This window comes from Acidovorax radicis, from assembly GCF_020510705.1.
GTDB lineage: Bacteria > Pseudomonadota > Gammaproteobacteria > Burkholderiales > Burkholderiaceae_C > Acidovorax > Acidovorax radicis_A.
This window is the reverse complement of sequence record NZ_CP075184.1, coordinates 3,723,611-3,748,276: the sequence shown is the minus strand read 5'-3', so window position 1 is coordinate 3,748,276 and position 24,666 is coordinate 3,723,611. Positions and strand designations below refer to the sequence as shown.

General features: G+C 64.6%; 19 protein-coding genes and 1 tRNA gene. 8 read left to right on the top strand and 12 right to left on the bottom strand.

Translation table 11 applies throughout. The features are described from left to right. The first annotated feature begins 34 nt into the window (after nucleotides 1-34). Genes KI609_RS23075 through KI609_RS17155 form a run of 3 tightly spaced genes read left to right on the top strand, consistent with a single transcriptional unit; the run spans nucleotide 35 to nucleotide 3,620 of the window. Nucleotides 35-400 carry a helix-turn-helix transcriptional regulator gene (locus KI609_RS23075; protein ID WP_413463335.1) on the top strand — a complete coding sequence of 122 codons (366 nt, stop codon included), beginning with the start codon at nucleotides 35-37 and terminating at the stop codon, nucleotides 398-400. Continuing rightward, nucleotides 397-699 (top strand): hypothetical protein, encoded by a 303-nt coding sequence (locus KI609_RS17160; RefSeq protein ID WP_226444769.1) that lies wholly within the window; start codon nucleotides 397-399, stop codon nucleotides 697-699. Before KI609_RS23075 ends, KI609_RS17160 begins: the two co-directional genes overlap by 4 nt. Next, the gene (locus tag KI609_RS17155; RefSeq protein WP_226444768.1) at nucleotides 696-3,620 is read left to right on the top strand and encodes a DUF927 domain-containing protein; all 2,925 of its coding nucleotides are present in this window, start codon (nucleotides 696-698) and stop codon (nucleotides 3,618-3,620) included. The genes KI609_RS17160 and KI609_RS17155 overlap by 4 nt, the downstream gene beginning before the upstream one ends. 900 nt (nucleotides 3,621-4,520) lie before the next feature. On the opposite strand, the gene KI609_RS17150 is transcribed toward KI609_RS17155, so the two are convergent. Continuing rightward, a tRNA-Leu gene (locus tag KI609_RS17150) sits at nucleotides 4,521-4,605 on the bottom strand. 40 nt (nucleotides 4,606-4,645) lie between these two features. Here KI609_RS17150 and cysM point away from each other — a divergent pair. From cysM to KI609_RS17135, 3 genes are all read left to right on the top strand, one after another. Then, entirely contained in the window at nucleotides 4,646-5,548 is a 903-nt protein-coding gene (gene cysM / locus KI609_RS17145) for a cysteine synthase CysM (RefSeq protein WP_226444767.1), read from the top strand. 138 nt (nucleotides 5,549-5,686) lie between these two features. Beyond that, nucleotides 5,687-6,271, top strand: coding sequence for an NUDIX domain-containing protein (locus KI609_RS17140; protein ID WP_226444766.1), 585 nt, complete (start codon nucleotides 5,687-5,689; stop codon nucleotides 6,269-6,271). A gap of 5 nt (nucleotides 6,272-6,276) precedes the next feature. After that, nucleotides 6,277-6,504, top strand: coding sequence for a sulfurtransferase TusA family protein (locus KI609_RS17135; protein WP_226444765.1), 228 nt, complete (start codon nucleotides 6,277-6,279; stop codon nucleotides 6,502-6,504). Between the two features lie 76 nt (nucleotides 6,505-6,580). Here KI609_RS17135 and galU read toward each other — a convergent pair whose 3' ends face one another. Continuing rightward, nucleotides 6,581-7,468, bottom strand: a complete 888-nt coding sequence (gene galU / locus KI609_RS17130; RefSeq protein ID WP_226444764.1) for a UTP--glucose-1-phosphate uridylyltransferase GalU — start codon at nucleotides 7,466-7,468, stop codon at nucleotides 6,581-6,583. Nucleotides 7,469-7,553: 85 nt separating this feature from the next. Next, a complete protein-coding gene (locus KI609_RS17125; protein WP_226444763.1) occupies nucleotides 7,554-10,451 on the bottom strand; it encodes a valine--tRNA ligase in 2,898 nt (965 codons plus the stop codon). 357 nt (nucleotides 10,452-10,808) lie between these two features. On the opposite strand from KI609_RS17125, the gene KI609_RS17120 reads away from it, so the two are divergent. Then, nucleotides 10,809-12,659 (top strand): M48 family metallopeptidase, encoded by a 1,851-nt coding sequence (locus KI609_RS17120; RefSeq protein ID WP_226444762.1) that lies wholly within the window; start codon nucleotides 10,809-10,811, stop codon nucleotides 12,657-12,659. A 203-nt stretch (nucleotides 12,660-12,862) separates the two neighbouring features. On the opposite strand, the gene KI609_RS17115 is transcribed toward KI609_RS17120, so the two are convergent. The 8 genes from KI609_RS17115 to hemC all read right to left on the bottom strand — a co-directional run bounded on the left by KI609_RS17115 (nucleotide 12,863) and on the right by hemC (nucleotide 20,338). Further along, nucleotides 12,863-13,483 (bottom strand): VOC family protein, encoded by a 621-nt coding sequence (locus KI609_RS17115; protein WP_226444761.1) that lies wholly within the window; start codon nucleotides 13,481-13,483, stop codon nucleotides 12,863-12,865. A gap of 195 nt (nucleotides 13,484-13,678) precedes the next feature. Further along, on the bottom strand, nucleotides 13,679-14,257 hold the full coding sequence (locus KI609_RS17110; RefSeq protein WP_226444760.1) for a YceI family protein: 579 nt from the start codon (nucleotides 14,255-14,257) through the stop codon (nucleotides 13,679-13,681). Nucleotides 14,258-14,343: 86 nt separating this feature from the next. Continuing rightward, entirely contained in the window at nucleotides 14,344-14,919 is a 576-nt protein-coding gene (locus KI609_RS17105; RefSeq protein ID WP_226444759.1) for a YceI family protein, read from the bottom strand. Between the two features lie 164 nt (nucleotides 14,920-15,083). Beyond that, a complete protein-coding gene (locus KI609_RS17100) occupies nucleotides 15,084-15,656 on the bottom strand; it encodes a cytochrome b (protein ID WP_226444758.1) in 573 nt (190 codons plus the stop codon). 448 nt (nucleotides 15,657-16,104) lie between these two features. Beyond that, a complete protein-coding gene (locus tag KI609_RS17095) occupies nucleotides 16,105-17,382 on the bottom strand; it encodes a heme biosynthesis protein HemY (protein WP_226444757.1) in 1,278 nt (425 codons plus the stop codon). A gap of 51 nt (nucleotides 17,383-17,433) precedes the next feature. Continuing rightward, complete coding sequence (locus KI609_RS17090) at nucleotides 17,434-18,582, bottom strand: uroporphyrinogen-III C-methyltransferase (RefSeq protein WP_226444756.1); 1,149 nt, start codon at nucleotides 18,580-18,582, stop codon at nucleotides 17,434-17,436. Next, entirely contained in the window at nucleotides 18,579-19,385 is an 807-nt protein-coding gene (locus tag KI609_RS17085; protein WP_226444755.1) for a uroporphyrinogen-III synthase, read from the bottom strand. The genes KI609_RS17090 and KI609_RS17085 overlap by 4 nt, the downstream gene beginning before the upstream one ends. Nucleotides 19,386-19,399: 14 nt before the next feature. Beyond that, complete coding sequence (gene hemC / locus KI609_RS17080) at nucleotides 19,400-20,338, bottom strand: hydroxymethylbilane synthase (RefSeq protein WP_226444754.1); 939 nt, start codon at nucleotides 20,336-20,338, stop codon at nucleotides 19,400-19,402. Nucleotides 20,339-20,467: 129 nt separating this feature from the next. On the opposite strand from hemC, the gene ppc reads away from it, so the two are divergent. Continuing rightward, on the top strand, nucleotides 20,468-23,257 hold the full coding sequence (ppc, locus tag KI609_RS17075) for a phosphoenolpyruvate carboxylase (protein WP_226444753.1): 2,790 nt from the start codon (nucleotides 20,468-20,470) through the stop codon (nucleotides 23,255-23,257). Between the two features lie 53 nt (nucleotides 23,258-23,310). On the opposite strand, the gene KI609_RS17070 is transcribed toward ppc, so the two are convergent. Continuing rightward, on the bottom strand, nucleotides 23,311-24,585 hold the full coding sequence (locus tag KI609_RS17070; RefSeq protein ID WP_413463334.1) for an AI-2E family transporter: 1,275 nt from the start codon (nucleotides 24,583-24,585) through the stop codon (nucleotides 23,311-23,313). Nucleotides 24,586-24,666: the final 81 nt, after the last annotated feature.

Genomic DNA, 24,666 nt, shown 5'->3' with positions numbered 1-24,666 from the left:
TTTGCCGGGCCTTTGCCGGGCACAGCAAGCATTCATGCGGGTTTGCAGCCCGGCAAACACTCTACTTTGCCCGGCAAGTTTTGCCGGTTTGCAATCCATCCAAGCCCGCCGTGCCGTCCTGGCCATGCGGGGACTTCGATGGAAAGAAACCACCGCAATGCAAGTAGTTCACCAATCTCGCCCAGTCGTTCCCCGTGATCGTCTGATCCGCCTGCCCGATGTTGAAAGCACAACTGGCTGCAAAAAGTCAACCGTCTATCAAATGATCGCAAACGGCAGTTTCCCAAAACCTGTGCGCCTGTCTGCCCGGCATGTAGCGTGGTCCGAGGCGGCCGTGTTGCAGTGGGTGCAAGACCGCATTGCAGCCGCAAGCGCCACGGGTGCAGAGGTGCAGCAATGAACGCCCGCACCGTGGAGGGCCGCGCCATGAATGCGGATGAACTGGACTTTACGCCCCACAAGTGGGAAGCCTTGACCGCCTCAGACGTGGAGCGCTGCTTTCGAGCTTCGGACTTTGCAGACCGTGCGCTTTCGGATGCCATTGATTCGGTCATGAACCTGGCGCATGAGGTTGCAGATGAGGCACGCCCCGCCCTCATTGCTGCGCACATGCATGCCAGTGCGCTTGCCTATCTTGCCGAGCGCTTTGCCGGGGCTCGTGTGCCCGCCAGCGCACCAGCAAACACAACTGACGCATGACAACCCATATCACCCCCGACCTGATCCGCGCAGCCCTGGCGCACATCCCCGCCAGCCTGGCACGTGAGGATTGGGCGCGGGTGGGTATGGCCATCAAAAGCGAGTTTCCAGACGCCACCGGTCAAGACCTGTTTGAAGCGTGGAGCGCCACCGCAGAAGGACACGACCCACGCGCCACACGCAGCACCTGGCGCAGCATCAAGGCGGGCGGCGGGGTGGGCATTGGCACGCTGTTGCACCTGGCCAAAGAACACGGCTTTGTGCTGCCCAAAGCCAGCGAAGCCCCGGCCGCACCGAGCCCCGAGGTGCTGGCGCAGCGTGAGCGCGAGAGGGTAGAGCGCCACCAGGCAGAACAGGCCCGCCAGCAGGCCGCACACGCGGCCGCAGCGCTTGACGCGGCGGCGCAGTGGGATGCAGCCAGTGACACCGGCGCCAGCCCCTACCTGGCCCGCAAAGGAGTGCAGGCCCATGGCGTGCGCTTTGCGCCCGATGGCTGTTTGCTGGTGCCGCTGCGCGATGCGGCCGGGGATCTGTGGAACCTGCAACGCATAGCCCCCGAGCGCCCGGCCGATGGCACCGACAAACTGTTTTTGAAGGGCGGGCGCAAGTCGGGGCTTTGGCACTGGTGCGGTGATCCGGCCGGGGCTTCGGTGTTGCTGATTGCAGAGGGCTACGCCACGGCCGCCAGCCTGCACCAGGCCACCGGCCGCCCCGTTGCTGTGGCCTTTGATGCGGGCAACCTGGCGCACGTTGCCAAGGCCCTGCGCCAGCAACACCGGGCCGCTCTGCTGGTCCTGTGTGGCGACGACGATGCAGCCACCGAGGCCCGCACCGGCACCAACACCGGCCGCGTGAAAGCCGAAGCCGCAGCCCGTGCAGTGCGCGGCCTGGCGGTGTTCCCCGAGGGCCTGCCCGATGGCGGCAGCGACTTCAACGATATGCAACAAGCGCAGGAGCTGCAGGCCGTGGGCGCCTGCGTAGACGCCGCCATTGCGGGCCACCAGGCAGAGCAGGCCGAACGCGCCCAGCAAGCTGCGCAAAACACCAAGGCAGGCAAAGCCACCACACGCACACCACGCGAGCCCCACGGGGCCGGTGGTGGGCACGGTGGCCACGCTGGCGGCCATGAGCCCCAAGACGACGCCCGGCCCTTCGATCCCTTCAGCGTCAGTGATGCGGGCGTGTTCCATGCCGGAGTCGACAAAGACGGGCAACCCAAGGCCCCGCAGTGGGTGTGCAGTCGCTTGGATGTGCAGGCCCTGACACGCGACCAGGACGGCGCAGGCTGGGGCTACCTGCTGGCCTTTGCCGACCCGCTGGGCAAGCCCAAGCAATGGGCCATGCCCGCCCGCATGCTGTCGGGTGATGGGGGTGAATACCGCGCCGCGCTGCTGAACATGGGGCTGCGCATCGCCCCATCGCCTGCGGCCCGCAACCTGCTGACTCAGTACATCCAGACCCGCCAGCCGGGCGAGTTTGCAAGCTGCACCGACCGCATCGGCTGGCACGGCCGCGCCTTCGTGCTGCCCCATGAAACCATCGGCGACGATGCCGAGCGCATCGTGTTCCAGAGTGAAAGCCAGATGGAGAACACCTTCCGCGTGAAGCACGACGCAGCCGCCTGGCGTGATCGCATTGGCGCTCTGTGCGTGGGCAATTCCCGGCTGGTGTTTGCGGTAGCCAGCGCCTTTGCCGGGCCGCTGTTGCGCCCTGCAGGCATGGAGAGCGGGGGCTTTCATATCCGGGGCGACAGCAGCAGCGGCAAGACCACGGCCCTGCGCCTGGCTGCCAGCGTGTACGGTGGCGCCAGCTACATGCAGCGCTGGCGCACCACAGACAACGCGCTCGAAGCCATCGCCGCGCAGCACTGTGATTCGTTGTTGATCCTCGATGAGCTGGCGCAGGTGGAAGGCAAGGTCGCCGGGGAATGCGCCTACATGCTGGCCAATGAACAGAGCAAGGCCCGCGCCACCCGCAACGGTGCGCCACGTGCCCGGCTGTCTTGGCGCCTGCTGTTCCTCAGCGCTGGTGAGCTGGGGCTTGCTGACCACATGGCCGAAGGCATGAAGCGCACGCGCACAGGGCAAGAGGTGCGCATGGCGGACATTCCGGCCGATGCAGGCGCAGGGCTGGGGGCTTTCGAGAACCTGCACGACTTCGCGGGCGGGGCTGCGTTCTCCAGCTATCTGACCCGTGAGGCGCAAGCGTGCCACGGCGCACCAGGCCGCGCATTTATCGAATGGGCATGCTCGAATGCCGAGGGATTGGGCAAGCGCCTGCGCACGGCTGTGCAGGCTCTTACGCGTGAGTGGGTGCCTGATGGTGCATCGGGTCAGGTGGAGCGCGTGGGCGCCCGCTTTGCGCTGGTGGGTGTAGCTGGTGAGCTGGCCACAGAAGCGGGGCTTACGGGCTGGCCAGCGGGCGAGAGCGCACGCGGTGCACGCGCGTGCTTTGACGCCTGGCTGGCTGCGCGTGGTGGGGCTGGCAACGGTGAGGTAACAGCCATGCTGCGAGCCGTGCGCCGGTTCCTGGAGGCGCACGGTGAAGGCCGCTTCACGTGGTGGCACCGTGCATCTGATGACCACAATGCTAAGACGCTGCAGCGTGCGGGCTTTCGTCGCATGGTTGACCAGGACGGCAAGCCCATCAAGAGCGATGCAGAGCACCAGCGGGAGTATGGGGAGCGCATGGCCCCGGTCGACGGTGAGGCGGTCAGCGTTGAATACTTCTTGCTGCCCGAGGTGTTCCGCGCCGAGGTGTGCCAGGGCTTTGACTATCAGGCCGTGGCCAGCGTCCTTCTGGCGCATGGGGCTCTAATGCCAGGCGCAGGCCGGTCGTTCGACACTAGGCAGCGCCTGCCCGGCCTGGGGCTCTCACGCTGCTATCACATACCCCCGGCGCTGTTCGCCTTGGACGTGTAGGGCGCCACCTCCACCAACTGGCCAGGCCCGTGCATGCATACGTGTGCACGGGCCATTGTGCGTGCGTGCCAGGAAATGGCCAGTCGGGCCGCCCGCGTGGGGGCGGGGCATGAATCCCTTCCGCGCTGCAAATTGCAAACATGCACCAAAAGGTGCATCGGCGTTTTTACCGTGTTGAACGTTCGGGGCTCTGAGTTTTTCCCTGATCGTGGGCTTTGATGCCCGGAAATGTGCAGAAAACGGCCATTTCCACGGCTTTTGTTCCCACTGTTCCCACCGGTAAAAAGCTGAGTGGGAACGCGGGAAGCCCCTGTTTATGCGGTGTTCCCACTGTTCCCACTGTTCCCACGCAAAAATGCAAGAGGGCGAAGGAATGGTGGCGAACGCGCGAGGGTCGATGCACATTTGCGGGCGAAAAATGGCGCGGCTGGGACTCGCTGACAAGGGGGAGGGAGGGCCTAGAAGTTCCTGATGCGACAGGTGGAAACCGATTGCTTAATCACGCGCGCGCAGTCGGGAAATCCGGGGGAGGGGGGGTAACCGGCCGTCCTTGGTGGGTAGGGGGGCTAAAAAGTCTGAGACGCACAAGCCGGAAACCGACCGTCTAGACAAATTTTTGTGCGCGCAGGTTTTGGGGGGAGGGGGTACCTCCTGGCGGCGTGGCGGTGTTGATGCGTGGCGAGCCTGCGAGCTGGCGCCGGTCGGGCAGCGCCAGGCCGCTTTTTGTACCCCCCGGCTGGGGCATGTACCCCCACTTTTTGGAAATACACCCCCAAATGTACCCCCGCATACCCCCGGATTCCGGCACACTTCGGCGCACGTCTGTGCACTAGTCAAAGCCACTTCTCATAGGGGAAAAGAAAAAGGCCGCACGTTCTAGGAACTGTGCGGCCTTATCTGTGGTGCCCGAGGCCGGAATCGAACCGGCACGCCTTGCGGCGGGGGATTTTGAGTCCCCTGCGTCTACCAATTTCACCACCCGGGCGGGAATTCGTGAAGACCCAAATTATGGCACAGTAGGGAGCATGAAATATCCGACGATTGAAGATGCAGTGGGCAACACGCCACTGGTGGTGTTGCAGCGCATTGGGGCTGAGGGCAACGGGGCGCGTGGCAATGTGGTACTTGGCAAGCTGGAGGGCAACAACCCTGCGGGGTCTGTGAAAGACCGGCCCGCGCTGTCAATGATTCGCCGTGCTGAAGAGCGTGGCGATATCCGCCCTGGCGACACGCTGATCGAGGCCACGTCGGGCAACACGGGGATTGCGCTGGCCATGGCGGCGGCCATCAAGGGCTACCGCATGGTGCTGGTGATGCCGGAGGATTTGTCCATCGAGCGGGCGCAGACCATGAAGGCCTTTGGGGCCGAGCTGGTGCTCACGCCCAAAAGTGGTGGCATGGAGCATGCGCGCGATCTGGCCGAGGCCATGCAAAAGCGCGGCGAAGGCAAGGTGCTCGATCAGTTCGCCAACCAGGACAACCCCCGCATCCACTACGAAACCACGGGGCCTGAGATCTGGGAGCAGACCGGCGGGCAGATCACCCATTTCGTGAGCGCCATGGGGACCACCGGCACCATCACGGGCGTGTCCCGGTTCTTGAAAGAAAAGAACCCGGCTATCCGGATCATTGGCGCAGAGCCGGAGGCGGGCTCGCGTATCCCGGGTATTCGCAAATGGCCGCAAGAGTATTTGCCCAAGATCTACGATGCGAGCATGGTCGACGAGATGGTGTCGGTGAGCCAGGATAACGCTGAAGAGATGTGCCGCCGCCTGGCGCGTGAAGAGGGCATTTTTGCCGGCATCTCGGCCGCTGGGGCTTGCTGGGTGGCACAGCAGATTGCCGCGCGCGACAGCAACGCCACCATCGTGTTCATCGTGTGTGACCGGGGCGACCGGTATCTCTCTACGGGCGTGTTCCCCGCGTGATGCGGTGAGCGCCACGCGATGGGACGCGATGGGATGGGAAACGTTGTGACGCCTTGAGCGCATGCGGCGCCCATTTTTGATAAAAATGGCCGCTAGCGCTTGATACATAAGCGCTAGCAGCTATCAAAATAATAGTTTATGCATTACGAAGCCCGACATTGCACCCACTGTGGAACCGTGCTGCAACCCATCACGTTGGCAGAGGACGGGGGCGATAAAGAGCGGCTGCGCTGCCCCGCCTGCGGCTGGACCCACTGGAACAACCCCACGCCGGTATTGGCTGCGATTGTGGAGATCAATGGCCAGGTGCTGCTGGCACGCAATGCGGCCTGGCCGGGCAAGATGTTCGCGCTGATCACCGGCTTCATGGAGGCCGGGGAATCGCCCCAGGAAGGCATTGCACGCGAGGTGAAGGAAGAGACCAACCTCGATGTGCAATCGACCACCCTGGTGGGCGCGTATGAGTTTCTGCGCATGAACCAGGTCATCATTGCCTACCATGTGGTGGCCTCGGGGCAGGTGCGTTTGTCGCCCGAGCTGGTGGACTACCGGCTCTACGATCTGCCCGACCTCAAATGCTGGCCCGCAGGTACGGGTTATGCGCTGGCCGACTGGCTGCGCACGCGGGGCCACGAACCCGTGTTTTTCACCGCTGAAGAAAATGCAGAACGGCGGCGCGGGCTGGACGAACAAGCTCCGGCCGCGACGCCGCCAAAGGATTGACGACCATGGACATTCACAAAGAAATCGACACCCGGGGTTTGAACTGCCCCTTGCCCATCCTCAAGGCCAAAAAGGCGCTGTCCGACATGGCCAGCGGTCAGCTGCTCAAGGTGGTGGCTACCGACAGTGGCTCACTGCGCGACTTTCAGGCGTTTGCCAAGCAGACGGGCAATGAGCTGGTAGAGCAGCAGACGGTGGGCGAAGAGTTCATTCACGTTCTGCGCCGTAGATAGTCATAAAAATAGCTGCTAGCGCTTACTGAGTAAGCGCTAGCAGCTATTAAAAACGTAGCGATTGAAGGGCAGTGAATTACAGCGCCAATGCCTTCAGGTACGCGCGAAAGTGCGCCCCCACCTGCGGGTGCTGCAAGGCCAGTTCCACCGTCGCTTCCAGAAAGCCTTCCTTGCTGCCGCAGTCGTAGCGTTTTCCTTCGTACTGGAACGCGTACACGGCTTCGTGGTTCATCAGGCGGGCGATGCCGTCGGTGAGCTGGATTTCGCCGCCCACGCCACGCGGCTGGTTGCGGATCTCGTCGAACACGCCCGGCGTGAGGATGTAGCGGCCGGCCACGCCCATGCGCGAGGGCGCCACGTCGGCCTTGGGTTTTTCAACAATGCGTTCAATGCGGATCAGCGGGCCACCGGCAGGCTCGCCGGCCACGATGCCGTACTTGTGCACCTGGTCTTCCGGTACCTCCTGCACGGCAATCACCGAGCGGCCTTGTTGGCGGAAGGCGGTCACCATCTGCGCCAGCACGGGTTGCCCGCCTGGGGGGCCCACCATCAGATCGTCGGCCAGCAGCACGGCAAAGGGCTCGCGGCCCACCAGGGGTTCGGCGCACAGCACCGCGTGGCCCAGGCCCAGCGAACGCGGCTGGCGCACAAAGGCGCAGTCCATGTCGTCGGGCTGGATGGAGCGCACCAGCGCCAGCAGCTCCTGTTTGCCTGCGGCCTCCAGCTCGGCCTCCAGTTCGTAGGCGGTGTCGAAATGGTCTTCGATGGCGCGTTTGCTGCGGCCCGTCACAAAAATCATGTGGCGGATGCCGGCGGCATAGGCTTCTTCCACGGCGTACTGGATCAGTGGTTTGTCCACCACGGGCAACATCTCTTTGGGTGACGCCTTGGTGGCGGGCAGAAAACGTGTGCCCAGGCCGGCGACGGGGAAAACGGCTTTGCGGACGGTGGTGGCAACAGTCATGGGTTTCCTTCAGGCGTATCGGATGAAATGGGACCCGCGGCGGGCGGGCCCCATGCTTCGTGCGTAGGCCAGTATTGCGTGGTTATCAGCCCAGGCGTGTCAGCTGATCGCGCAATCTGCCCAGCGTCACGCCGAAATCGGCGATGCGTTTTTTCTCCTGATCGATCACGGCGGCAGGTGCCTTGGCCACAAAGGCTTCGTTGGAGAGCTTGTTGTTGGCCTTGGTGATCTCGCCGTCGATGCGGGCGATTTCTTTGGACAGGCGGGCCTTTTCGGCCGCCACGTCAATCTCCATGTACAGGCACATGCGGGCGTCACCCACCACGGCCACGGGGGCGGCCTGCGCGGCGGCAGCCCAGGCAGCCTCGTCGTCAAACACCTTGACCTCGCTGAGCTTGGCCAGGGCCTGCAGCACGGGGGCCACGCCGCGCATGAAGTCGGTGTCGCCCACCACGTACATGGGCAGGCGGGTAGAGGGCGAGACATTCATCTCGCCACGCAGTGCCCGGCAGGCGTCCACGATGCCCTTCACACGGCCCATGTGGGCGATCGCGGCGTCGTCGATCTTCTCGGGCTGTGCCTCGGGGTAGCGGGCGATGCTGACCGACGCACCCTTCAAGCCTGCCACGGGCGCCACCGTTTGCCACAGGGCTTCGGTGATGAACGGGATGATGGGGTGCGCCAGGCGCAGGATGGCTTCCAAAGTGCGGATGAGCGTGCGGCGTGTGGCGCGCTGCTCGGCCTCGGTGCCGTTCTGGATCTGCACCTTGGCGATCTCCAGGTACCAGTCGCAGTACTCGTTCCAGACAAAGTCGTAGATCGTGTTGGCCACGTTGTCCAGGCGATATTCCTCAAAGCCCTTGGCGACTTCGGCCTCGGTCTTTTGCAGCAGCGAGCTGATCCAGCGGTCCGCCTGGCTGAACTCCATGTAGCCGTGGGAGCTGCCGCCGGGCTGGCAGTCGGCCTTGGTGTGCTCTTTCAAGCCGCAGTCCTGGCCTTCGCAGTTCATCAGCACAAAGCGACTGGCGTTCCAGAGCTTGTTGCAGAAGTTGCGGTAGCCCTCGCAGCGCTTGCTATCGAAGTTGATGCTGCGGCCCAGCGATGCCAGTGCTGCGAACGTGAAGCGCAGCGCATCGGCGCCATAGGCAGGAATGCCCTCCGGGAATTCCTTTTGCGTGTTCTTGCGCACGGTGGGCGCGGTCTCGGGCTTGCGCAGGCCGGTGGTGCGCTTGTCGAGCAGCGGCTCCAGCGCAATGCCGTCTATCAGGTCCACGGGGTCAAGAACATTGCCTTCGGACTTGGACATCTTCTTGCCCTGCGCGTCGCGCACCAGGCCGTGGATGTACACATGCTTGAACGGCACGCGGCCCGTGAAGTGCGTGGTCATCATGATCATCCGGGCGACCCAGAAGAAGATGATGTCGTAGCCCGTGACCAGCACGCTGCTGGGCAGGTACAGGTTGAAGTCGTCGGTTTCGGCGGTGCCTTGTTCGGGCCAGCCCATGGTGCTGAAGGGCACGAGGGCGGACGAGTACCAGGTGTCCAGCACGTCCTCGTCGCGGCGCAGCGTTTTGCCTGGGGCTTTGGCCTGCGCCTCGGCTTCAGTGCGAGCCACGATCACGTTGCCGTCTTCGTCGTACCACGCGGGAATCTGGTGGCCCCACCACAGCTGGCGGCTGATGCACCAGTCCTGGATGTTGTTCATCCACTGGTTGTAGGTGTTCACCCAGTTCTCGGGCACAAAGGTCACCTCGCCGCTTGCCACGGCATCGATGGCTTTTTGCGCAATGCTCTTGCCGGTGGCGTCGCCTTCGCCGACCTTGCTCATCGCCACGAACCATTGGTCGGTCAGCATGGGCTCGATTACCTGGCCGGTGCGGGTGCAGATCGGCACCATCAGCTTGTGCTTCTTTACCTCGACCAGCGCGCCGATGGCTTCGAGGTCGGCCACAACGGCCTTGCGGGCCACGAAGCGGTCCATGCCCTGGTACTTGGGCGGCGCGTTCTCGTTGATGGTGGCTTGCAGCGTCAGCACCACGATCATGGGCAGCTTGTGGCGCTGGCCTACGGCGTAGTCGTTCTGGTCGTGCGCGGGAGTGACCTTGACCACGCCCGTGCCGAATTCCTTGTCCACGTACTCGTCGGCGATCACCGGGATCTGGCGGTCGCACAGGGGCAGGTTCACCATTTTGCCGATCAGGTGCGTGTAGCGTGCGTCTTCAGGGTGCACCATCAGCGCCACGTCGCCCAGCATGGTCTCAGGCCGGGTGGTAGCCACCGTCAGGCTGCCCGATCCATCGGCCAGCGGGTAAGCGATGTGCCACAGCGAGCCGTCTTTCTCTTCGCTCTCGACTTCCAGGTCCGACACGGCGGACTGCAGCTTCGGGTCCCAGTTCACCAGGCGCTTGCCGCGGTAGATCAGGCCCTGCTCGTACAGCTTCACGAAGGTGTCGGTGACCACCTTGGAGAGCTTGTCGTCCATGGTGAAGTATTCACGGCTCCAGTCCACGCTGTCGCCCATGCGGCGCATTTGTGTGGTGATGGTGTTGCCGGACTTTTCCTTCCACTCCCACACCTTGCTCACAAAGTTCTTGCGCGCTTCGGGCGGGGTGGGGCCCATGTCGTAGCGGCTGATGCCAAGTTCCTGCAACTGGCGCTCCACCACGATCTGCGTGGCGATGCCCGCGTGGTCGGTGCCGGGCACCCAGACGGTGTTGAAACCCTTCATGCGGTGGTAGCGCGTAAGGCTGTCCATGATCGTCTGGTTGAACGCATGGCCCATGTGCAGCGTGCCCGTCACGTTGGGGGGCGGCAACTGGATGGAAAACGCGGGCTCGCCCGCCTGGGGTGCGCCCGTGCCGCGATGCCCGGCTGCTCCATATCCCCGCTTTTCCCATTCGGGGCCCCAGTGGGCTTCCAGCGCAGCGGGTTCAAAGGACTTGGACAGGCTTTCGAGGCCGGGTTGTTGCAGGGGCGTGCTCATGGATGGTGTGGTGGTGCAGGAGGCAGCCGCTAGGGCGCCTCGACAGACAAGAGGGTGAGCCGAGCATTTTAAGGGAGTGCCACGCTGGTGCGGCCTGACGGGGCAATGGCCTGCGCGCAACGTCTTGTGACCGCCTGTCGGTCGTTTCTATCCAATTGTTACCTTGTGCCTCGGCGAGGCCGTCTGTGCGCCCCAATAATCGCGCCCCATGGAGCGAGGAGGGCGCGGCAACGCGAACTGAGCTCCATGTGTGTTTGCCGGATCACCACCTACAACAACGGTCTTCGCCAAGACGGACACGAAAGGGCTTCGCGCCCTGCGTACCGCTGGCTGGGCCATAACAACCATCCGAATCCCATGACGTTTCAATCCGCCTTGCGAGTGGGCCTGGCCAAGGTCTTTGTGTATGCGCTGCTCGCGCTGTTTGTGCTTCCTGCGGTGACCTACGTGTTCGCCGGGTATGCGCAGCGCGACCAGGACGCCCGCTTTGTCGAGGGCATCGGCCAGCGCATCGACCTGGGGCAGGGCATGCAGCCCGCCGAGAAACAGGCGCGCAAGGACTATTACCGCCGCAATCCGCCGTCCACCATCTGCGGCAGCACCGACCCCGAGGCGCAGGACTACCGAGAGGCCTTGTGCGCACGGTTCTCTGATGTGTGGCAGTTCAACATGGCCCGCAAGGTGTCTTTGTGGACCCTGATGGCCGGGGCCGCGCTGCTGCTGGCCGTGCTGGGGTTGGGCGCCCTGGCCTTCGTCGATCGCAAGCTGCAATACAAGAGCTTCGTCACGGGCTGGCGCCTGACGACGGTTGCCAGCGCGGTGGCCCTGGTGCTGCAGGGCGCCATGGCGGTGTGGTTGTCGTTCTGGGTGACCGCCTTTTTCTTCCACAAGTATTCACCCAAGCTCATCATCGTGGTCGGTCTGGCCGTGGCGGCCGGGGTGTTCGTTGCAGTGGCGGGCATTTTCAGGCGCGTGCAGCCCGAGAGCCGCGCCGTGGGCGAGCTGGTGTCAGAGGCCGATGCACCGCTGCTGTGGAAGCGCATTCGCCACATGGCCCAGCGCCTCAAGACCGAGCCGCCGCAGCACATCGTGGCGGGCATTGATGCCAACTTCTTCGTCACCGAAGCCCCGCTGGCCGTGGGCAACCAGACGCTCACGGGGCGCACGCTGTTTGTGAGCCTGCCGCTGCTGCGCATCCTTGACCAGTCGGAGGCCGATGCCGTGTTTGGCCACGAACTGGCCCATTTGCGCGGGGGCGACACCCAAAGCAGCGCCCAGCTAGGCCCCAAGCTGGTGCAGTTTGACCATTACCGCCACGCCATGCGCACCGGCGGGCTGACGGCCGTGGTGTCGCCGCTGCTCGATCTGTACCGCACCATCTTCGAGATCGCCTTGGCCAGCGACAGCCGCGCGCGCGAGTTCAAGGCCGATCGCATCGCCGCCAAGCTGGTGTCTCCCGCAGCCATTGCCCAGTCGCTGGTCAAGATTGCCGCCTATGCGCAGTACCGCACCAAGATCGAAGACGAGCTGTTTGGCCGCAGCGAGCGGCACGACAACACGACACTGGGCATCGCGCACTTTGTGGCCAAGGGGTTGGCGCCGTATGCGGCATCCGACGATTTTCTGGGGGCGATGAAGACGGCCAATGTGCCCCACCCGTTCGACTCGCACCCTGCCATGCCCGAGCGTTTGCGCAACGTGGGCATGGCGCTCAAGGCGCAGGATTACAGCGCCATCGCCGTGCGTGCCCCTGCTGCCACCTGGGTGCAGGAGATCGTTACGGCCGACGCGATCGAGCAGCGGCTGTGGAGCGAGTACGAGCAGCAGTTTGCCCAGGACCACGAGCGCAGCCTGGCCTATCGCTATGAGCCTGCCAACGACGAGGAGCGAGCGCTGGTGCTGCAGTACTTCCCACCCGTGGTCTTTGCGCTCAAGGGGGCTGATACGGTGGAGATCAGCATCGACGGCATCCGTACTTCTGCCGACGAAACCACGGTGTTCTGGGACGCCATCAAGTCGCTGCAGTTCAAGGAAAGCAGCTTTGGAAACGCCCTGGTGGTGGTTCACCCAGAAAAAGGCATGCTGGGGGCCAAAACCAGCAAGATCAAGTTGTCCGGGCTGAAGAAGGAAAAAGACGCCTTCAACGCAGCGGTGGCGCACTACTGGCAGCGCCACCAGATCATGCGGGCCCATCAGCAGGCCCAGTAACAGGCCCAGTAACAGGCGCTGGCGGCCAACCCCGCCGAGGTCGCCAGGGTGGCGAGCCATCAACCGTCAGTTGGTAGTCATCAGCTGTAAGCTATATTTTTGATAGCTGTTGGCGCTTGTCAATAAAGCGCTAGAGCCTGTTTTCCCCATATTTCTGGAGCCTGACAAGGCGCTCCCTCCCCTGGGCGGGCGGCGCTTTGCACTTATTTGCGCACGAACTCGGGCCTGTCGTTCTGCTGGGGTTTGAGCGGGTCGGCGGTGTTGCCCGCAGTACGTTCCTTGCGCCACTGCTCTTTGCGCGCCGTCCACTCGTTGAGCCGCGCGTGGGCCACGGTGCTGTCCTTGGCCATCGCCTGGGCATCGGCCAGCTGTGCCGTCAACTCCAGGCGGATGCCGTTGGGGTCAAAGAAATAAATGCTCTTGAAGATGTGGTGGTCGGTGACGCCCAGCACCTCCACGCCAAAGGCCTGCAGGCGGGTTTTGGTGTTCTCCAGCTCCTGCACCGTGTCCACGCGAAACGAGATGTGGTTGACCCACAGCGGCGTATTGGGCGAGGGCTCGGCCTTCACGTCGTCACCCAGGTCGAAGAAGGCGATGAACGAACCGTCTTGCAGGCGAAAGAAAAAGTGCGTGTAAGGGCAGTATTCGCCGGTGCTGGGCACGTAGTCGCTCTGGATGATGTGGTACAGCGGCAGGCCCAGGATGTCTTCGTAGAAGTGGCGTGTTTCCTCGGCGTCGCGGGCCTTGTAGGCGTAGTGGTGCAGTTGCTGGACTGCCGCAGGGGCAGGCAAAGTGGCCAGATCGGGCTTGAGAGCGTCGTTCATGCGGGGGCTCCTTCATGGGGTATTTCTAATTCTACTATTCGTAATTGATTTACGTTAAGTGAATTGTTGATTCCCGCATGACACATCTCGCAGCGCCAAAAAAAAAACCACCCAGGGCATCGCTGCCGTGGGTGGTTGGTGAGGCAGGGCGTTCGCAACGCCCCCGCAGACAGTCGCGTCGTGCTGAATGCCGGTTTATTGCTGCTTCACGGCTTCGATCTGCACCACCAGGCGCACGTTCTTGGCAAAACCCCATTCCACGCCGTAGTTCATGCCCCACTGGGTGCGGTCGATGGTGGCTTCGAAGTCGCCGCCACACACTTCGCGCTTGAGCATGGGGCTGTCGTAGCAGTTGAACTGGTTGGCCTTGAGTGTGATGGGGGCTGTTTTGCCCAGCAAAGTGAGATTGCCTTCCACGCTGGCCACCTTGTCGCCGTTGAAGACGAACTTGCTGGAGACGAACTTCATCGTGGGGTGCTTGGCGGCATCGAACAGGTCGGCGCTTTGCAGGTGCTTGTCAAACGCGGGCGTGCCGGTATTGATCGAGGTCACGTCAAACGTGACCTCGGCCTTGCCCGACTTGCCAGCCTTGTCGAATTGAACCGTGCCTTCCTTCTTGTCGAAGCGCCCCCGGTTCACCGTGGCACCAAAGTGATTGATCTCAAACGTGGCAAACGTGTGGGTCGGGTCAATGGCGTAGTTGGCCGACTGGGCCTGGGCCATGCCGGTGAACAAGCAGGCGGCTGCGGCCAGGGCGAAGAGGGATTTGCGCATGAAAAAACTCCTGATGAAAAAAACGAAAACGGTATGCGTCGGGGCGTGCGACTTGCGTGAATGGATGGCGGTCGCAGGGGGCCTTGTCAGAGCTTGCCCACGCCCGTCAGCGCCAGCTTGAACTTGACCTGCACGTCATCGGCCACCATCGACGTGTCGGCCCATTCGTTTTCGCCGATCTTGAAGGCCAGGCGCTTGATGGGCAGGGTGCCTGTGGCGGTGGTGGTGGCGCCGCTCTGGGTCAGCGTCACGGGGATCGCGACGTTTTGGGCGTTGCCCTTGATCGTGAGCTTGCCGGCCACTTCAAACTTGCCCGCGCCCAATGCCTTGATGGCGGACGACTCGAACTGCGCCTGCGGAAACTTGGGCACGTTGAACCAGACGGGTTTGGGCAGTTCGGCATCGGTCTCGCGCGAGCCAAGCGTGGCGCTGCCGGTGTCGACTGTGAAAGTGATCTTGCTGGTAGCCAGCTTGGTGGGGTCAAACGCCACCTGGGCGCTGAACTTCTTGAAATGCCCGTCCAGCGGCACACCCATCTGGCGCGCGGTGAATTGCACTTCGCTTTGGGCGGGCACCAGTTGTTGCTGCGCCCATGCGGCGTGGGCACCAGCGGCCAGGGCGGCACCCAGCACGATGCGGGACAGGGAAGAGGGCAAATACATGCGGAAACTCCGTTCAAAACACAGAAAGTGAAAGCCGTATCAGTGATCTATGGCACTGCGCGAAGCGCCTGAAACTGGCGCGGCCCAGACCAGGGGTGCAAGCCAAGGGCCGCCCCGCAGCGAAGGCGTCGCCTCCATGAGGGGAAGGCGTCGCATGGGGTGTTTCATTTGCCGGGCAGCATGCGGGCCAGCAGGCCGTCGCGGTCGATGAATTGGTGCTTGAGCGCTGCCGCCACATGCGCCACCACCAGGGCTGCCATGGCGAAGGCCGAGTACTGGTGCCAGGGCTTGATGGCTTCGGCGAGATCCTTGCTCACGGGCACAAAGTCGGGCAATTGCCACAGGCCCAGGAACACGATGGGGAAACCAGCGGCAGAGCTATAGGCCCAGCCAATCAGCGGCACTGCCAGAAACAACACATAAAGCAGGTGGTGGGTGCCTTGGTGTGCCAATTTTTGCCAAGTGGGCATGGCCTTGACCAGTGCTGCGGGAAGGCGTGGCGGCCGGTGGGTGGCCCGCCACGCGAGCCGCAGTGCAGACAACACCAGAAGGCTCACGCCGGCCCATTTGTGCCAGTTGTACAGCTTCAGCCGCTGGGGCGAAAACGGCAGGTCGGCCATGTAGATGCCCATACCAAACAGCCCGATCAGTGCAAGCCCCAATACCCAGTGCAAAAGCATGGCGGTGCGGGTGTAGCGGCGGGGGGAGTCCGCTGTGGCGGGGGACGGAGTGTTCATCAAGCAGGCAATGAGGTGGGGCCAGTCGGCTGCCGTGTGGCGGGCGCGGTGGCCGTAGTTCAGGGGTAGGCCAGTGTAGGAAACCAGGGCGCTGCCAGGCTTCAGGCAGATTGACGGTTCAATTCAAAAAAAATGAATTGATGAGGTTCAATCAATCAAAGTTCCCCAATGTTGTGCCCACACACGGCGGTAACGCTTGTGAGACGCGCCAGGGCATTGCCCTGTCAGGTCGGCAGGTAGGTAGGCAGGCAGGCACGGTGGCAGTTTCGACAATGAGGCGGCGTTGATCGGTGTTGGCGCCGCTTTCGCGGTGCATAGACGGGGGCCGATGAAGGCGCGCTGCCCGCCGCTGGCGCCAGAGCCAGTGGGTGGTGCGGCTTTGCGATGGCTCTTCATGGCGCCACGCCGCCACGCCATGACGCGGCGGTGCCGTGGCCCCGTGCGCTCGTCAGTGCGCCAGCGCGGCCTGTTTCCAGGCACTGGCTGCGGCGCTGTCGTCGCCGCGTTGCTCGGCGAGTTCCGCCAGGTGGCGCCAGGCACTGGCGCGCAGCGGGGTGTCGCCCATCTGTTGAGCCGCCTGCGTCAGCAACTGCTGGGCTTTGCCCCACAGCTGGCGTTTGAGGCAGGCCATGCCCGCCAGGTATTGCAGGCGGGCGTCGCGGGGGTTGGCCTGTTGTGCCGATTCGATACGGGCCAGCCAGGGGGCATCCAGGGCGTCGAGGCTCGCCTCCAGGGTTCGCACGAGCTTGAGCGCATGTTGGTCGGAAAGCGCGTCGGGCCGCTCCACCATGCGTTCCCAGACGGGCAGCAGCCAAGCGCGGACCTGTGTGGCGTCGCCACCCAGCGCCTCCAGCCGCTGGGCGGCGTGGATGGCCAACTCGGGCATGTTGCGTTCCGACGTTTCCAGCGACAGCCAGATCTGCTGCAGCTGCGCCGTGTCATGGGCGCTGTTGATGAGTTCGGTGGCCAGGCCGCGCACGATGCTCTGCGCCGCGCTGGGTGAAAAGGCCCGGTGTTTGCACAGCAGGCGGGCGGTGTCGAGTGCCTCTTGCGTTTGGCGCGCCAGGCGAGTGGCCTTGAGCTTGATGCGCAGGGCCAGCGTGCGCCGCGCGGCGCCTTGGGGCAAGGCGGCCAGGCGGTCGAGTGCGGCCCCTGCGTCACGGTCGTCGAGCGACCAGCGCGCTGCACGCATCTGGGTGCCTTCGTGCATTTCCTGTTCGTTGACGGTGCCGCGCATGGGCGCCTCTTGCAGGGCGCCGCCCAGATGGCTGTCTCGCGTGGGGCGGTCTTGCAGCGCGTGTGATGCTTCGGCCGCAATCATGTGTGCCAGCGCGCGCAGTTGGGCACCGTGGGGAACGGCATCGCCGCCAGCGGCCAGGGCGCTTTCTTGCGAGAGCGCGGCCACAGCGGCTTTGCGCGAGCGAATGAAACGGCCGCCAAGCATGTGCGTGAGGGCATCCAGCAGGGCGCCGTGCATCGAGCGCTCTTTTTGCTGCACGCGCCAGCGGCGGGCCTGGTGAGGCAGCTCCAGCAGCGCCGCCAGCGCACGCAGTGCGGCGTAGAGCGTGGCGAAGCCGCCCACCAGCAGCAGAATCACCAGGTTCAGCGACAAGTCGATCCGGTACGGCGGCCAGTAGAGGGTGACCGTGCCTTGGTTGTTGCCCGCAAACAGGGCCGTGGCCACAGCCACGCCAAACAGTGCAAGAAGCCAAAGAGCTGCGCGCATGTCAGTGATCCATCGGGCTGTGCGCCACAGAGGGGTGTTGCTGCGCCATCTTCAGCGCCCCGCTGCGGCCGTGGCCAGCGCAGAAAGGGTTTCGTCCAGACGCGGCAGCTCGGCGGCCTTGATGCTCATCTGGGCCTGTTGCAGCGCGGTGGCCGCGTTTTGTGTGCGGCGCGACGCCGGGTCGAAATACTTGTTGAGGGCCGCTGTGGCCGCAGCCAGGTCTGCGCGTGCCGAGTCAAACTGGCGGGCCAGTACACCCAGGCGTGCGTTGAGCAGTTTGAGCTTGAGGTTTTCGCGCAGGAAAAAGGTTTGTTCCGGCGCCAGCAAGATCGCTTCGGGCTGGTCGATGCGGCTGACGCGCATCAGACCACGCGCTTCGTCACGCACCACGCTCCAGCTGCGCTGCAACGCGGACTGCCACCAGGCCACATTGCCCTCGCCAGCGGGTTTGGGAGGCGGTGTGCTGGGGGTGGCCAGCAGCCGCTTGGTGGCTGCCGCCTGCGCCACGGCGTTTTGCACGGGCAGTTCATCCACCTGGCGTACCAGGTCGTCGAGCCGGCCGAGCAGTCCGGCCGTGTCGGTCACGCTGGCGCGGGTCAGCCGGTCAAGATCGTGGGCAATGGCGCGTTGCACCGGTGCCAGGCGGGGCTGGGCGGCGCGTTCAATGCGCTGGGCCGCGGTTTTGAGCGTGGCCACCAGCGGCTCGAGGCTGCCTGTGAGTTGCGCCTGTTGTTGGGCAAGCCGCACGGCCGATTCGATATCTACCACCAGGTTTTCATCGCGCGAGCGCGAGAGGCTCTGCATGAGCTCTTCGAGCTGGCTGCGCTGCAGAGCCACTTCGCTCACGCGGGCTTCGGTCACGGACAGGCGGGCGGCGGTGTCGCGCACCAGTTCTTGCGCCTGCCGGGCCATGGCGCGGGCCTCGACGGCCAGCGCACCCGAATCGGCCGACTGGCGGGCAAGCTGCTCTTGAATGGCACTGAGCTTTTGCCACAGCATGACGCTGCTGGCGAGCGCCGCCGCCGCCATGGCCCCCAGCAGCAGGGTGACCGCATTGCTGCGCCCGGGGGCGACTGCGGGGGCCGGCGCAAGGCTGGCCGTGTGCGTGGCGGCAGAGCGCCCATTCGGTGCGGCTGCTGGCGCAACGCCGGGCGCCTCACCGGACACGGGGGGCAGATCGTTGGAAGGCGCGGAGCTCATGCCCCCGATTCTATCGATGCCACCACGTCTTCCAGCGCCGGGCGGCATTCCCGCACGGTGCCAAAGCCCGCTGCCCGCGCGGCATCGGCGATGCGGGGGTGGGTGGCCAGCGCGCAGGCGGTCTCCCACCGCAGGGCGGGCAGGGCCTGGGCCAGGTGGCCCACGGCTTCAGAGCTGCTCAGTAACCAGATGGAGCCGTCTTGTGTGGCCTGTTGCGCCAGCGCCACCTCGGCGGCCGTGAGCCGGGGCGCACCCCGTTCATAGGCCACCACGAAGTCCACCTGTCCACCCGCAGCGTCGATCTGGCGCGCCAGCCAGTCACGGCCTGTGCCCTGGGCGTTGTCATGGACGCCGCCGGAGCAGCCGCGCACGATGAGCACGCGGTCCCCCGGCTGAATCTGCGGGGCCACCTGTTGCCACAGCGACTCGGAATCAAACTGCGGCGCATCCGGGGCCGGGCCGTCGATGCGATCGGGTGCAAACCCCGCCTGTACCAGCGCACGCGTGGTGCCGGGGCCTGGTGCCCATGCTCTTGTTTTGATAGCTTTTAACGCTTTATCTATCAGCGCTAAAGGCTCTTTTTGTTCAAAAAAATGAACCACGGCATTGCCACTGACAAACATGAGGGCCCGGTAGTAGCCGAGCTGCTGTTGGGCCTGCATCAAGGCGTGCCGCGCGGCGGCATCGGTGCACGGGCCAATGGCAATCAGTGGCAGTGCGATGGCGTCGATGCCCTGCGCCTGCAGCTGATCGACCCAGTGCGCGGCTTCGCGCGCGGGCCGTGTGACGATCACCCGGGGCATGGCGCGGGGGCGGGTCAACCGGGGTGGGGGGTCACGCCCCGGGCGCCACCGGCCCGCAGGCTTTGGGCGATGGCATCACCCAGGGCTTCGGCCTGTGCGAGGGTGGTGACGGCGGCGCTGGACTGTGCGCGCACCAGCGGCGTGTTGCCATCGGGGTCGCCCCAGGCAGCGTCGAGTTGCAGCACGCCGTGGGTCAGTGTGCCGTGGGCGGCCAGTGGCATCGAGCAGCTGCCGCCCATGGCGCGGCTCACGGCGCGCTCTGCGGCCACAGTGAGCCAGGTGGCTTGGTGGGCCAGGGGCGCCAGGGCGTCGATCAGGTCCTGGCGGTCGCTGCGCACCTCGATACCCAGGGCGCCCTGGCCAGCGGCGGGCAGCATGGCGGCAGGCTCGAACGTGGCGCGGATGCGCGATGCAAGCCCCAGGCGCTTGAGCCCGGCTGCGGCGAGCACGATGGCGTCGTATTGGCCTTCATCGAGTTTGCGCAGGCGCGTGTCCAGGTTGCCGCGCAGGGGTTCTATCTTCAGGTCGGGCCGCAGGGCCTGCAGCAACACCTGGCGGCGCAGGCTGGAGGTGCCCACCACGGCGCCCTGGGGCAGGGCGTCCAGGTTGTCATAGCGGGGGGACACAAAGGCGTCGCGCGGGTCTTCGCGCTCCATCACGCAGGCCAGGGCAAAGCCTTCGGGCAGCTCCATTGGCACATCTTTGAGCGAATGCACGGCGATGTGGGCACGGCCTTCTTCCAGCGCTGTTTCAAGCTCTTTCACAAACAGGCCCTTGCCGCCCACCTTGCTGAGCGAGCGGTCCAGGATCTGGTCGCCTTTGGTGGTCATGCCCAGCAATTGCACGCTGTGCCCACGGGCTGTGAGCAGGGCCTTCACATGTTCTGCCTGCCAAAGTGCCAGGCGGCTTTCGCGTGTGGCGATGACGATGGGGGGTGTTTGCAAGGCGCTCAAGTTCGTAACCTGTTTGTAATTATTCAGCGGCTCAGGATGCTAGCATGCGCCCGCACCGGGGCTGGTGCGGCCTGTGGTCATGCAGGCATGCGGCGCCGGATCGCTCCATTCATTTCCGGAGACTCCCGCATGAAAAGACCTGACAAGGACCAGCCCCTGATTGATGACATCCGTCTGCTGGGCCGTATTTTGGGCGATGTGATCCGCGAGCAGGAAGGGGTGGACGCCTACGAACTCGTCGAGCAGGTGCGCAAGCTCTCCGTCGCCTTCCGGCGCGATGCCGACCAGGAGGCCGACCGCGCGCTCAAGAAGCTGCTCAAGTCGCTGTCGGGCGACCAGACAGTGAGCGTGATCCGCGCCTTCACCTACTTCAGTCACCTGGCCAACCTGGCCGAAGACCGCCACCACATCCGCCGCCGCGCCGTGCACGAGCGCGCGGGCGACACGCAAGAGGGCAGCATCGAGGTCGCCCTGTCGCGCCTGCGCTGGGCCGGCATTGCGCCCAAGACCATTGCACAGACGCTGGCCAACAGTTATGTGGCGCCAGTGCTCACGGCACACCCCACTGAAGTGCAGCGCAAGAGCATCCTGGACGCCGAGCGTGACATCGCACAACTGTTGGCGGTGCGCGATGGCATCCAGGTGCGTGCCCAGCTCTACAACAGCGCCAAGGACGCGCTCACCCCGCGCGAGCTGGCCGCCAATGAAGCCCTGCTGCGCGCCCGCGTGGCCCAACTGTGGCAAACGCGCCTGCTGCGCTACAGCAAGCTCACAGTGGCCGACGAGATCGAGAACGCGCTGAGCTATTACGAATCCACGTTTTTGCGCGAGATTCCCAAGATCTATGCGGACCTCGAAAACGAGCTGGGCCAGTACCCTGTGCACAGCTTTTTGCGCATGGGCCAATGGATTGGCGGCGATCGCGACGGCAATCCCAATGTCACCGCGCAGACCCTGCAATACGCGCTGGGCCGCCAGGCCGAGGTGGCGCTGCGCCACTATCTGACGGAAGTGCATTTTCTGGGCGGCGAGCTGTCGCTGTCGGCCCGCCTGGTGCAGGTGTCCGCCGAGATGGACGCACTGGCACAACGCTCGCCCGACACCAGCGAGCACCGCGTGGACGAGCCCTACCGACGCGCACTGACCGGCGTTTACGCGCGTCTGGCCGCCTCGCTCAAGGACCTGACCGGCGGTGAGGCCGCGCGCCATGCGGTGGCACCGCAAAACGCCTATACCAGCGCCGAAGAATTTCTGGCGGACCTGCGCGTGATCGAGGCGTCGCTCCAGTCCCACCAAGGGGCCGCGTTGGCGGCAGAGCGACTGCACCCCTTAATTCGTGCGGTGCAGGTGTTCGGCTTTCACCTGGCCACCGTGGATCTGCGCCAAAGCTCCGACAAACATGAAGAGGTGGTGGCCGAGCTGCTGGCCACGGCCCGCATCGAACCGCATTACCAGGACCTGCAGGAGGCTGCCAAACGTGCACTGCTGGTCAAGTTGCTCAATGACGCCCGCCCGCTGCGCGTGGTGGGTGCACAGTATTCGGCCCACACCCAGGGCGAGCTGGCCATCTTTGAAACCGCCCGCGTGATGCGCGAGCGGTTTGGCCACGAGGCCATCCGCCACTACATCATCAGCCACACCGAAACGGTGAGCGATTTGCTGGAGGTGTTGCTGCTGCAAAAGGAGGTGGGCCTGATGGATGGAACCTTGGACGCCGAGTCCAAGAACCACCTCATCGTGGTGCCGCTGTTCGAAACCATCGAAGACCTGCGCAATGCCGCCCCCATCATGCGCGAGTTCTATGCCTTGCCTGGCGTGGCCGCACTCGTGCAGCGCAGCGGGGGCGAGCAGGACATCATGCTCGGCTACAGCGACAGCAACAAGGACGGCGGCATCTTCACCAGCAACTGGGAGCTGTACCGCGCCGAGATTGCGCTGGTGGAATTGTTTGACGAGCTGGCCACCAGCCACGGCATCCAGCTGCGCATGTTCCACGGCCGGGGCGGCACCGTGGGCCGGGGCGGCGGCCCAAGCTACCAAGCTATCCTGGCGCAGCCCCCTGGCACAGTGCGCGGGCAGATCCGCCTGACGGAGCAGGGCGAGGTCATCGCCTCCAAATACGCCAACCCCGAGATCGGCCGCCGCAACCTCGAAACCCTGGTGGCCGCCACGCTCGAAGCCACGTTGCTGCAGCCCACCAAGTCGGCCACCAAGGCCTTTCTGGACGCCGCTGCGCAGCTCTCGCTGGCCAGCATGGGCAGCTACCGCGCGTTGGTGTACGAAACCCCAGGCTTCACCGAGTATTTTTTCAACTCCACCCCCATCCGCGAGATCGCCGAGCTGAACATCGGCTCGCGCCCCGCATCACGCAAGGCCAGCCAGAAGATCGAAGACCTGCGCGCCATTCCCTGGGGCTTCAGCTGGGGGCAGTGCCGCCTCACGCTGCCGGGCTGGTATGGTTTTGGATCTGCAGTGGACGCCTTTGTGAACACGCAGGGCAAAGAGCCCAAGAGCCAGCTGGCACTGTTGCAAAAGATGTACCGCCAGTGGCCGTTCTTCCGCACGCTGCTGTCCAACATGGACATGGTGCTGGCCAAAAGCGACCTGGCCCTGGCGTCGCGCTACAGCGAGCTGGTGACGGACGCGCGCCTGCGCAAGAAGGTGTTCACCGCCATCGAAGCCGAATGGCACCGCACGGCCGATGCGCTCACCCGCATCACCGGCGACAAACAGCGGCTGATGCACAACGCCGCGCTGGCGCGCTCCATCAAACACCGCTTCCCCTACATCGACCCACTGCACCATTTGCAGGTGGAGCTGGTGCGCCGCTGGCGCGCGGGGCAGGGCGACGAGCGGGTGCAGACCGGGATTCACATCTCTATCAACGGGATTGCGGCGGGGTTGCGCAATACGGGGTGATCGACCCCCGCCTGGGGCAGGGGCGCGGGCCGTCACGGCCACGGGCCAGGCGCTCAGTCCCCCAGCAACTCGCCCACCGCCTTTAAATCCTCCACCCGGTCACACACCGCCTTCACGGCCATCATCACCGGGATGCCCAGCAGCAGGCCCCACAGGCCCCACAGCCAGCCCCAGGCCAGCACGCTCACGAACACGGCCACGGGGCTCATGCTGCTGGTGCGGCTGGTGAGCCAGGGGGTGAGCAGGTTGCCGACCAGGGTATGGATGACCAGCGATGCGCCACCAATCGCCAGCGCCATGTCGACGGTGCCGAATTGCAAAAACGCGACCAGGGCCGATCCCCCTGTGACCAGGGCGGAGCCAATGTAGGGTGCCAGATTGAGCACCCCCGCCACCACACCCCACACGGCGGCGTTTTCGAGGCCCAGCGCCCAGTAGGCAAGGCCCGTGGCCACCCCCACCAGCAAACTGGTGAACACCTGCACCAGCAGATAGCGCTGGATCTGGTGGGTGATGTCTTCCAGCACGTGGATGGTGACCTTGCGCCGTTCCAGGCTGGTGCCCGCAATGCGCAGCAATTTGTTGCGAAACAGGTTGCCCGAGGCCAGCGCAAAAAAGGTCAGAAAAATAACCACCGTCAGTTGCCCCAGCGCCGACATCAGGCCCATGGTGCTGCTCCACAGGTAGTCGCGCACGTTGAACGGCGTGCGCTCCACCACCACGCGTTGCACACCTCTGCGGGTGGGCGCGGCGTTGCTGTCATTCGCGGCTTGTTCGATTTGGGCTGCGGCTTTTTGCACCGTGTCCAGCGGGCTGGCGGTGGAAGAGCTCGCCTTGATGCGGTCGCGCACTTTTTTGGCCGCTACGGGCAGTGACTCCACCAACTGCGACGCGCCATCGCTCAGCGACCATGCGGTGCTGGCCAGACTCGACACGATGGCGATGAGCAACACCCCCGCGCCGAGCCAACGCGGTATATGCCAACGCTTCATGGCCTCCACTGCCGGGCGCAGCGCAGTGGTGAGCAGCAGGCTCAGCATGATGGGGATGAACACTGCACTGGCCCAGTGCAGCAGCGCCAGGCTGGCAAACAGGGCCAGCAATGCCAACGACAGGTTGCGCACATCCACGGGCATGTGGAGCATGAGTGGGGCTTGCAGGGGCGGCGGCATGGTGGAGGCGGCCGTCGGGGACGCGGCTTCGGGCGGTGCCGCGTCGTTGCTTTGTGTGGATGGTGATGCTGCGGCCACCGCGCTGGCGGATTCGGAGTGCTCGGCCGCTGTGGTGGCTGGGGCGGGTGTCGGCGTGGGGGTGGAAGGCGCGGTCATGGCCGGATTGTGGGGGAGCGCGGTCGGCTGGTTTGTAGGCGGCTATCTCTCTTGGGCGGCGGCGTGGTGGAAGTGCTACGC

Coding starts and splice junctions, on each gene's coding strand:
- KI609_RS23075 (WP_413463335.1), top strand. CDS start 35: ATGCGGGTTTGCAGCCCGGCAAACACTCTACTTTGCCCGGCAAGTTTT.
- KI609_RS17160 (WP_226444769.1), top strand. CDS start 397: ATGAACGCCCGCACCGTGGAGGGCCGCGCCATGAATGCGGATGAACTG.
- KI609_RS17155 (WP_226444768.1), top strand. CDS start 696: ATGACAACCCATATCACCCCCGACCTGATCCGCGCAGCCCTGGCGCAC.
- cysM (WP_226444767.1), top strand. CDS start 4,646: ATGAAATATCCGACGATTGAAGATGCAGTGGGCAACACGCCACTGGTG.
- KI609_RS17140 (WP_226444766.1), top strand. CDS start 5,687: ATGCATTACGAAGCCCGACATTGCACCCACTGTGGAACCGTGCTGCAA.
- KI609_RS17135 (WP_226444765.1), top strand. CDS start 6,277: ATGGACATTCACAAAGAAATCGACACCCGGGGTTTGAACTGCCCCTTG.
- galU (WP_226444764.1), bottom strand. CDS start 7,468: ATGACTGTTGCCACCACCGTCCGCAAAGCCGTTTTCCCCGTCGCCGGC.
- KI609_RS17125 (WP_226444763.1), bottom strand. CDS start 10,451: ATGAGCACGCCCCTGCAACAACCCGGCCTCGAAAGCCTGTCCAAGTCC.
- KI609_RS17120 (WP_226444762.1), top strand. CDS start 10,809: ATGACGTTTCAATCCGCCTTGCGAGTGGGCCTGGCCAAGGTCTTTGTG.
- KI609_RS17115 (WP_226444761.1), bottom strand. CDS start 13,483: ATGAACGACGCTCTCAAGCCCGATCTGGCCACTTTGCCTGCCCCTGCG.
- KI609_RS17110 (WP_226444760.1), bottom strand. CDS start 14,257: ATGCGCAAATCCCTCTTCGCCCTGGCCGCAGCCGCCTGCTTGTTCACC.
- KI609_RS17105 (WP_226444759.1), bottom strand. CDS start 14,919: ATGTATTTGCCCTCTTCCCTGTCCCGCATCGTGCTGGGTGCCGCCCTG.
- KI609_RS17100 (WP_226444758.1), bottom strand. CDS start 15,656: ATGAACACTCCGTCCCCCGCCACAGCGGACTCCCCCCGCCGCTACACC.
- KI609_RS17095 (WP_226444757.1), bottom strand. CDS start 17,382: ATGCGCGCAGCTCTTTGGCTTCTTGCACTGTTTGGCGTGGCTGTGGCC.
- KI609_RS17090 (WP_226444756.1), bottom strand. CDS start 18,582: ATGAGCTCCGCGCCTTCCAACGATCTGCCCCCCGTGTCCGGTGAGGCG.
- KI609_RS17085 (WP_226444755.1), bottom strand. CDS start 19,385: ATGCCCCGGGTGATCGTCACACGGCCCGCGCGCGAAGCCGCGCACTGG.
- ppc (WP_226444753.1), top strand. CDS start 20,468: ATGAAAAGACCTGACAAGGACCAGCCCCTGATTGATGACATCCGTCTG.
- KI609_RS17070 (WP_413463334.1), bottom strand. CDS start 24,585: ATGACCGCGCCTTCCACCCCCACGCCGACACCCGCCCCAGCCACCACA.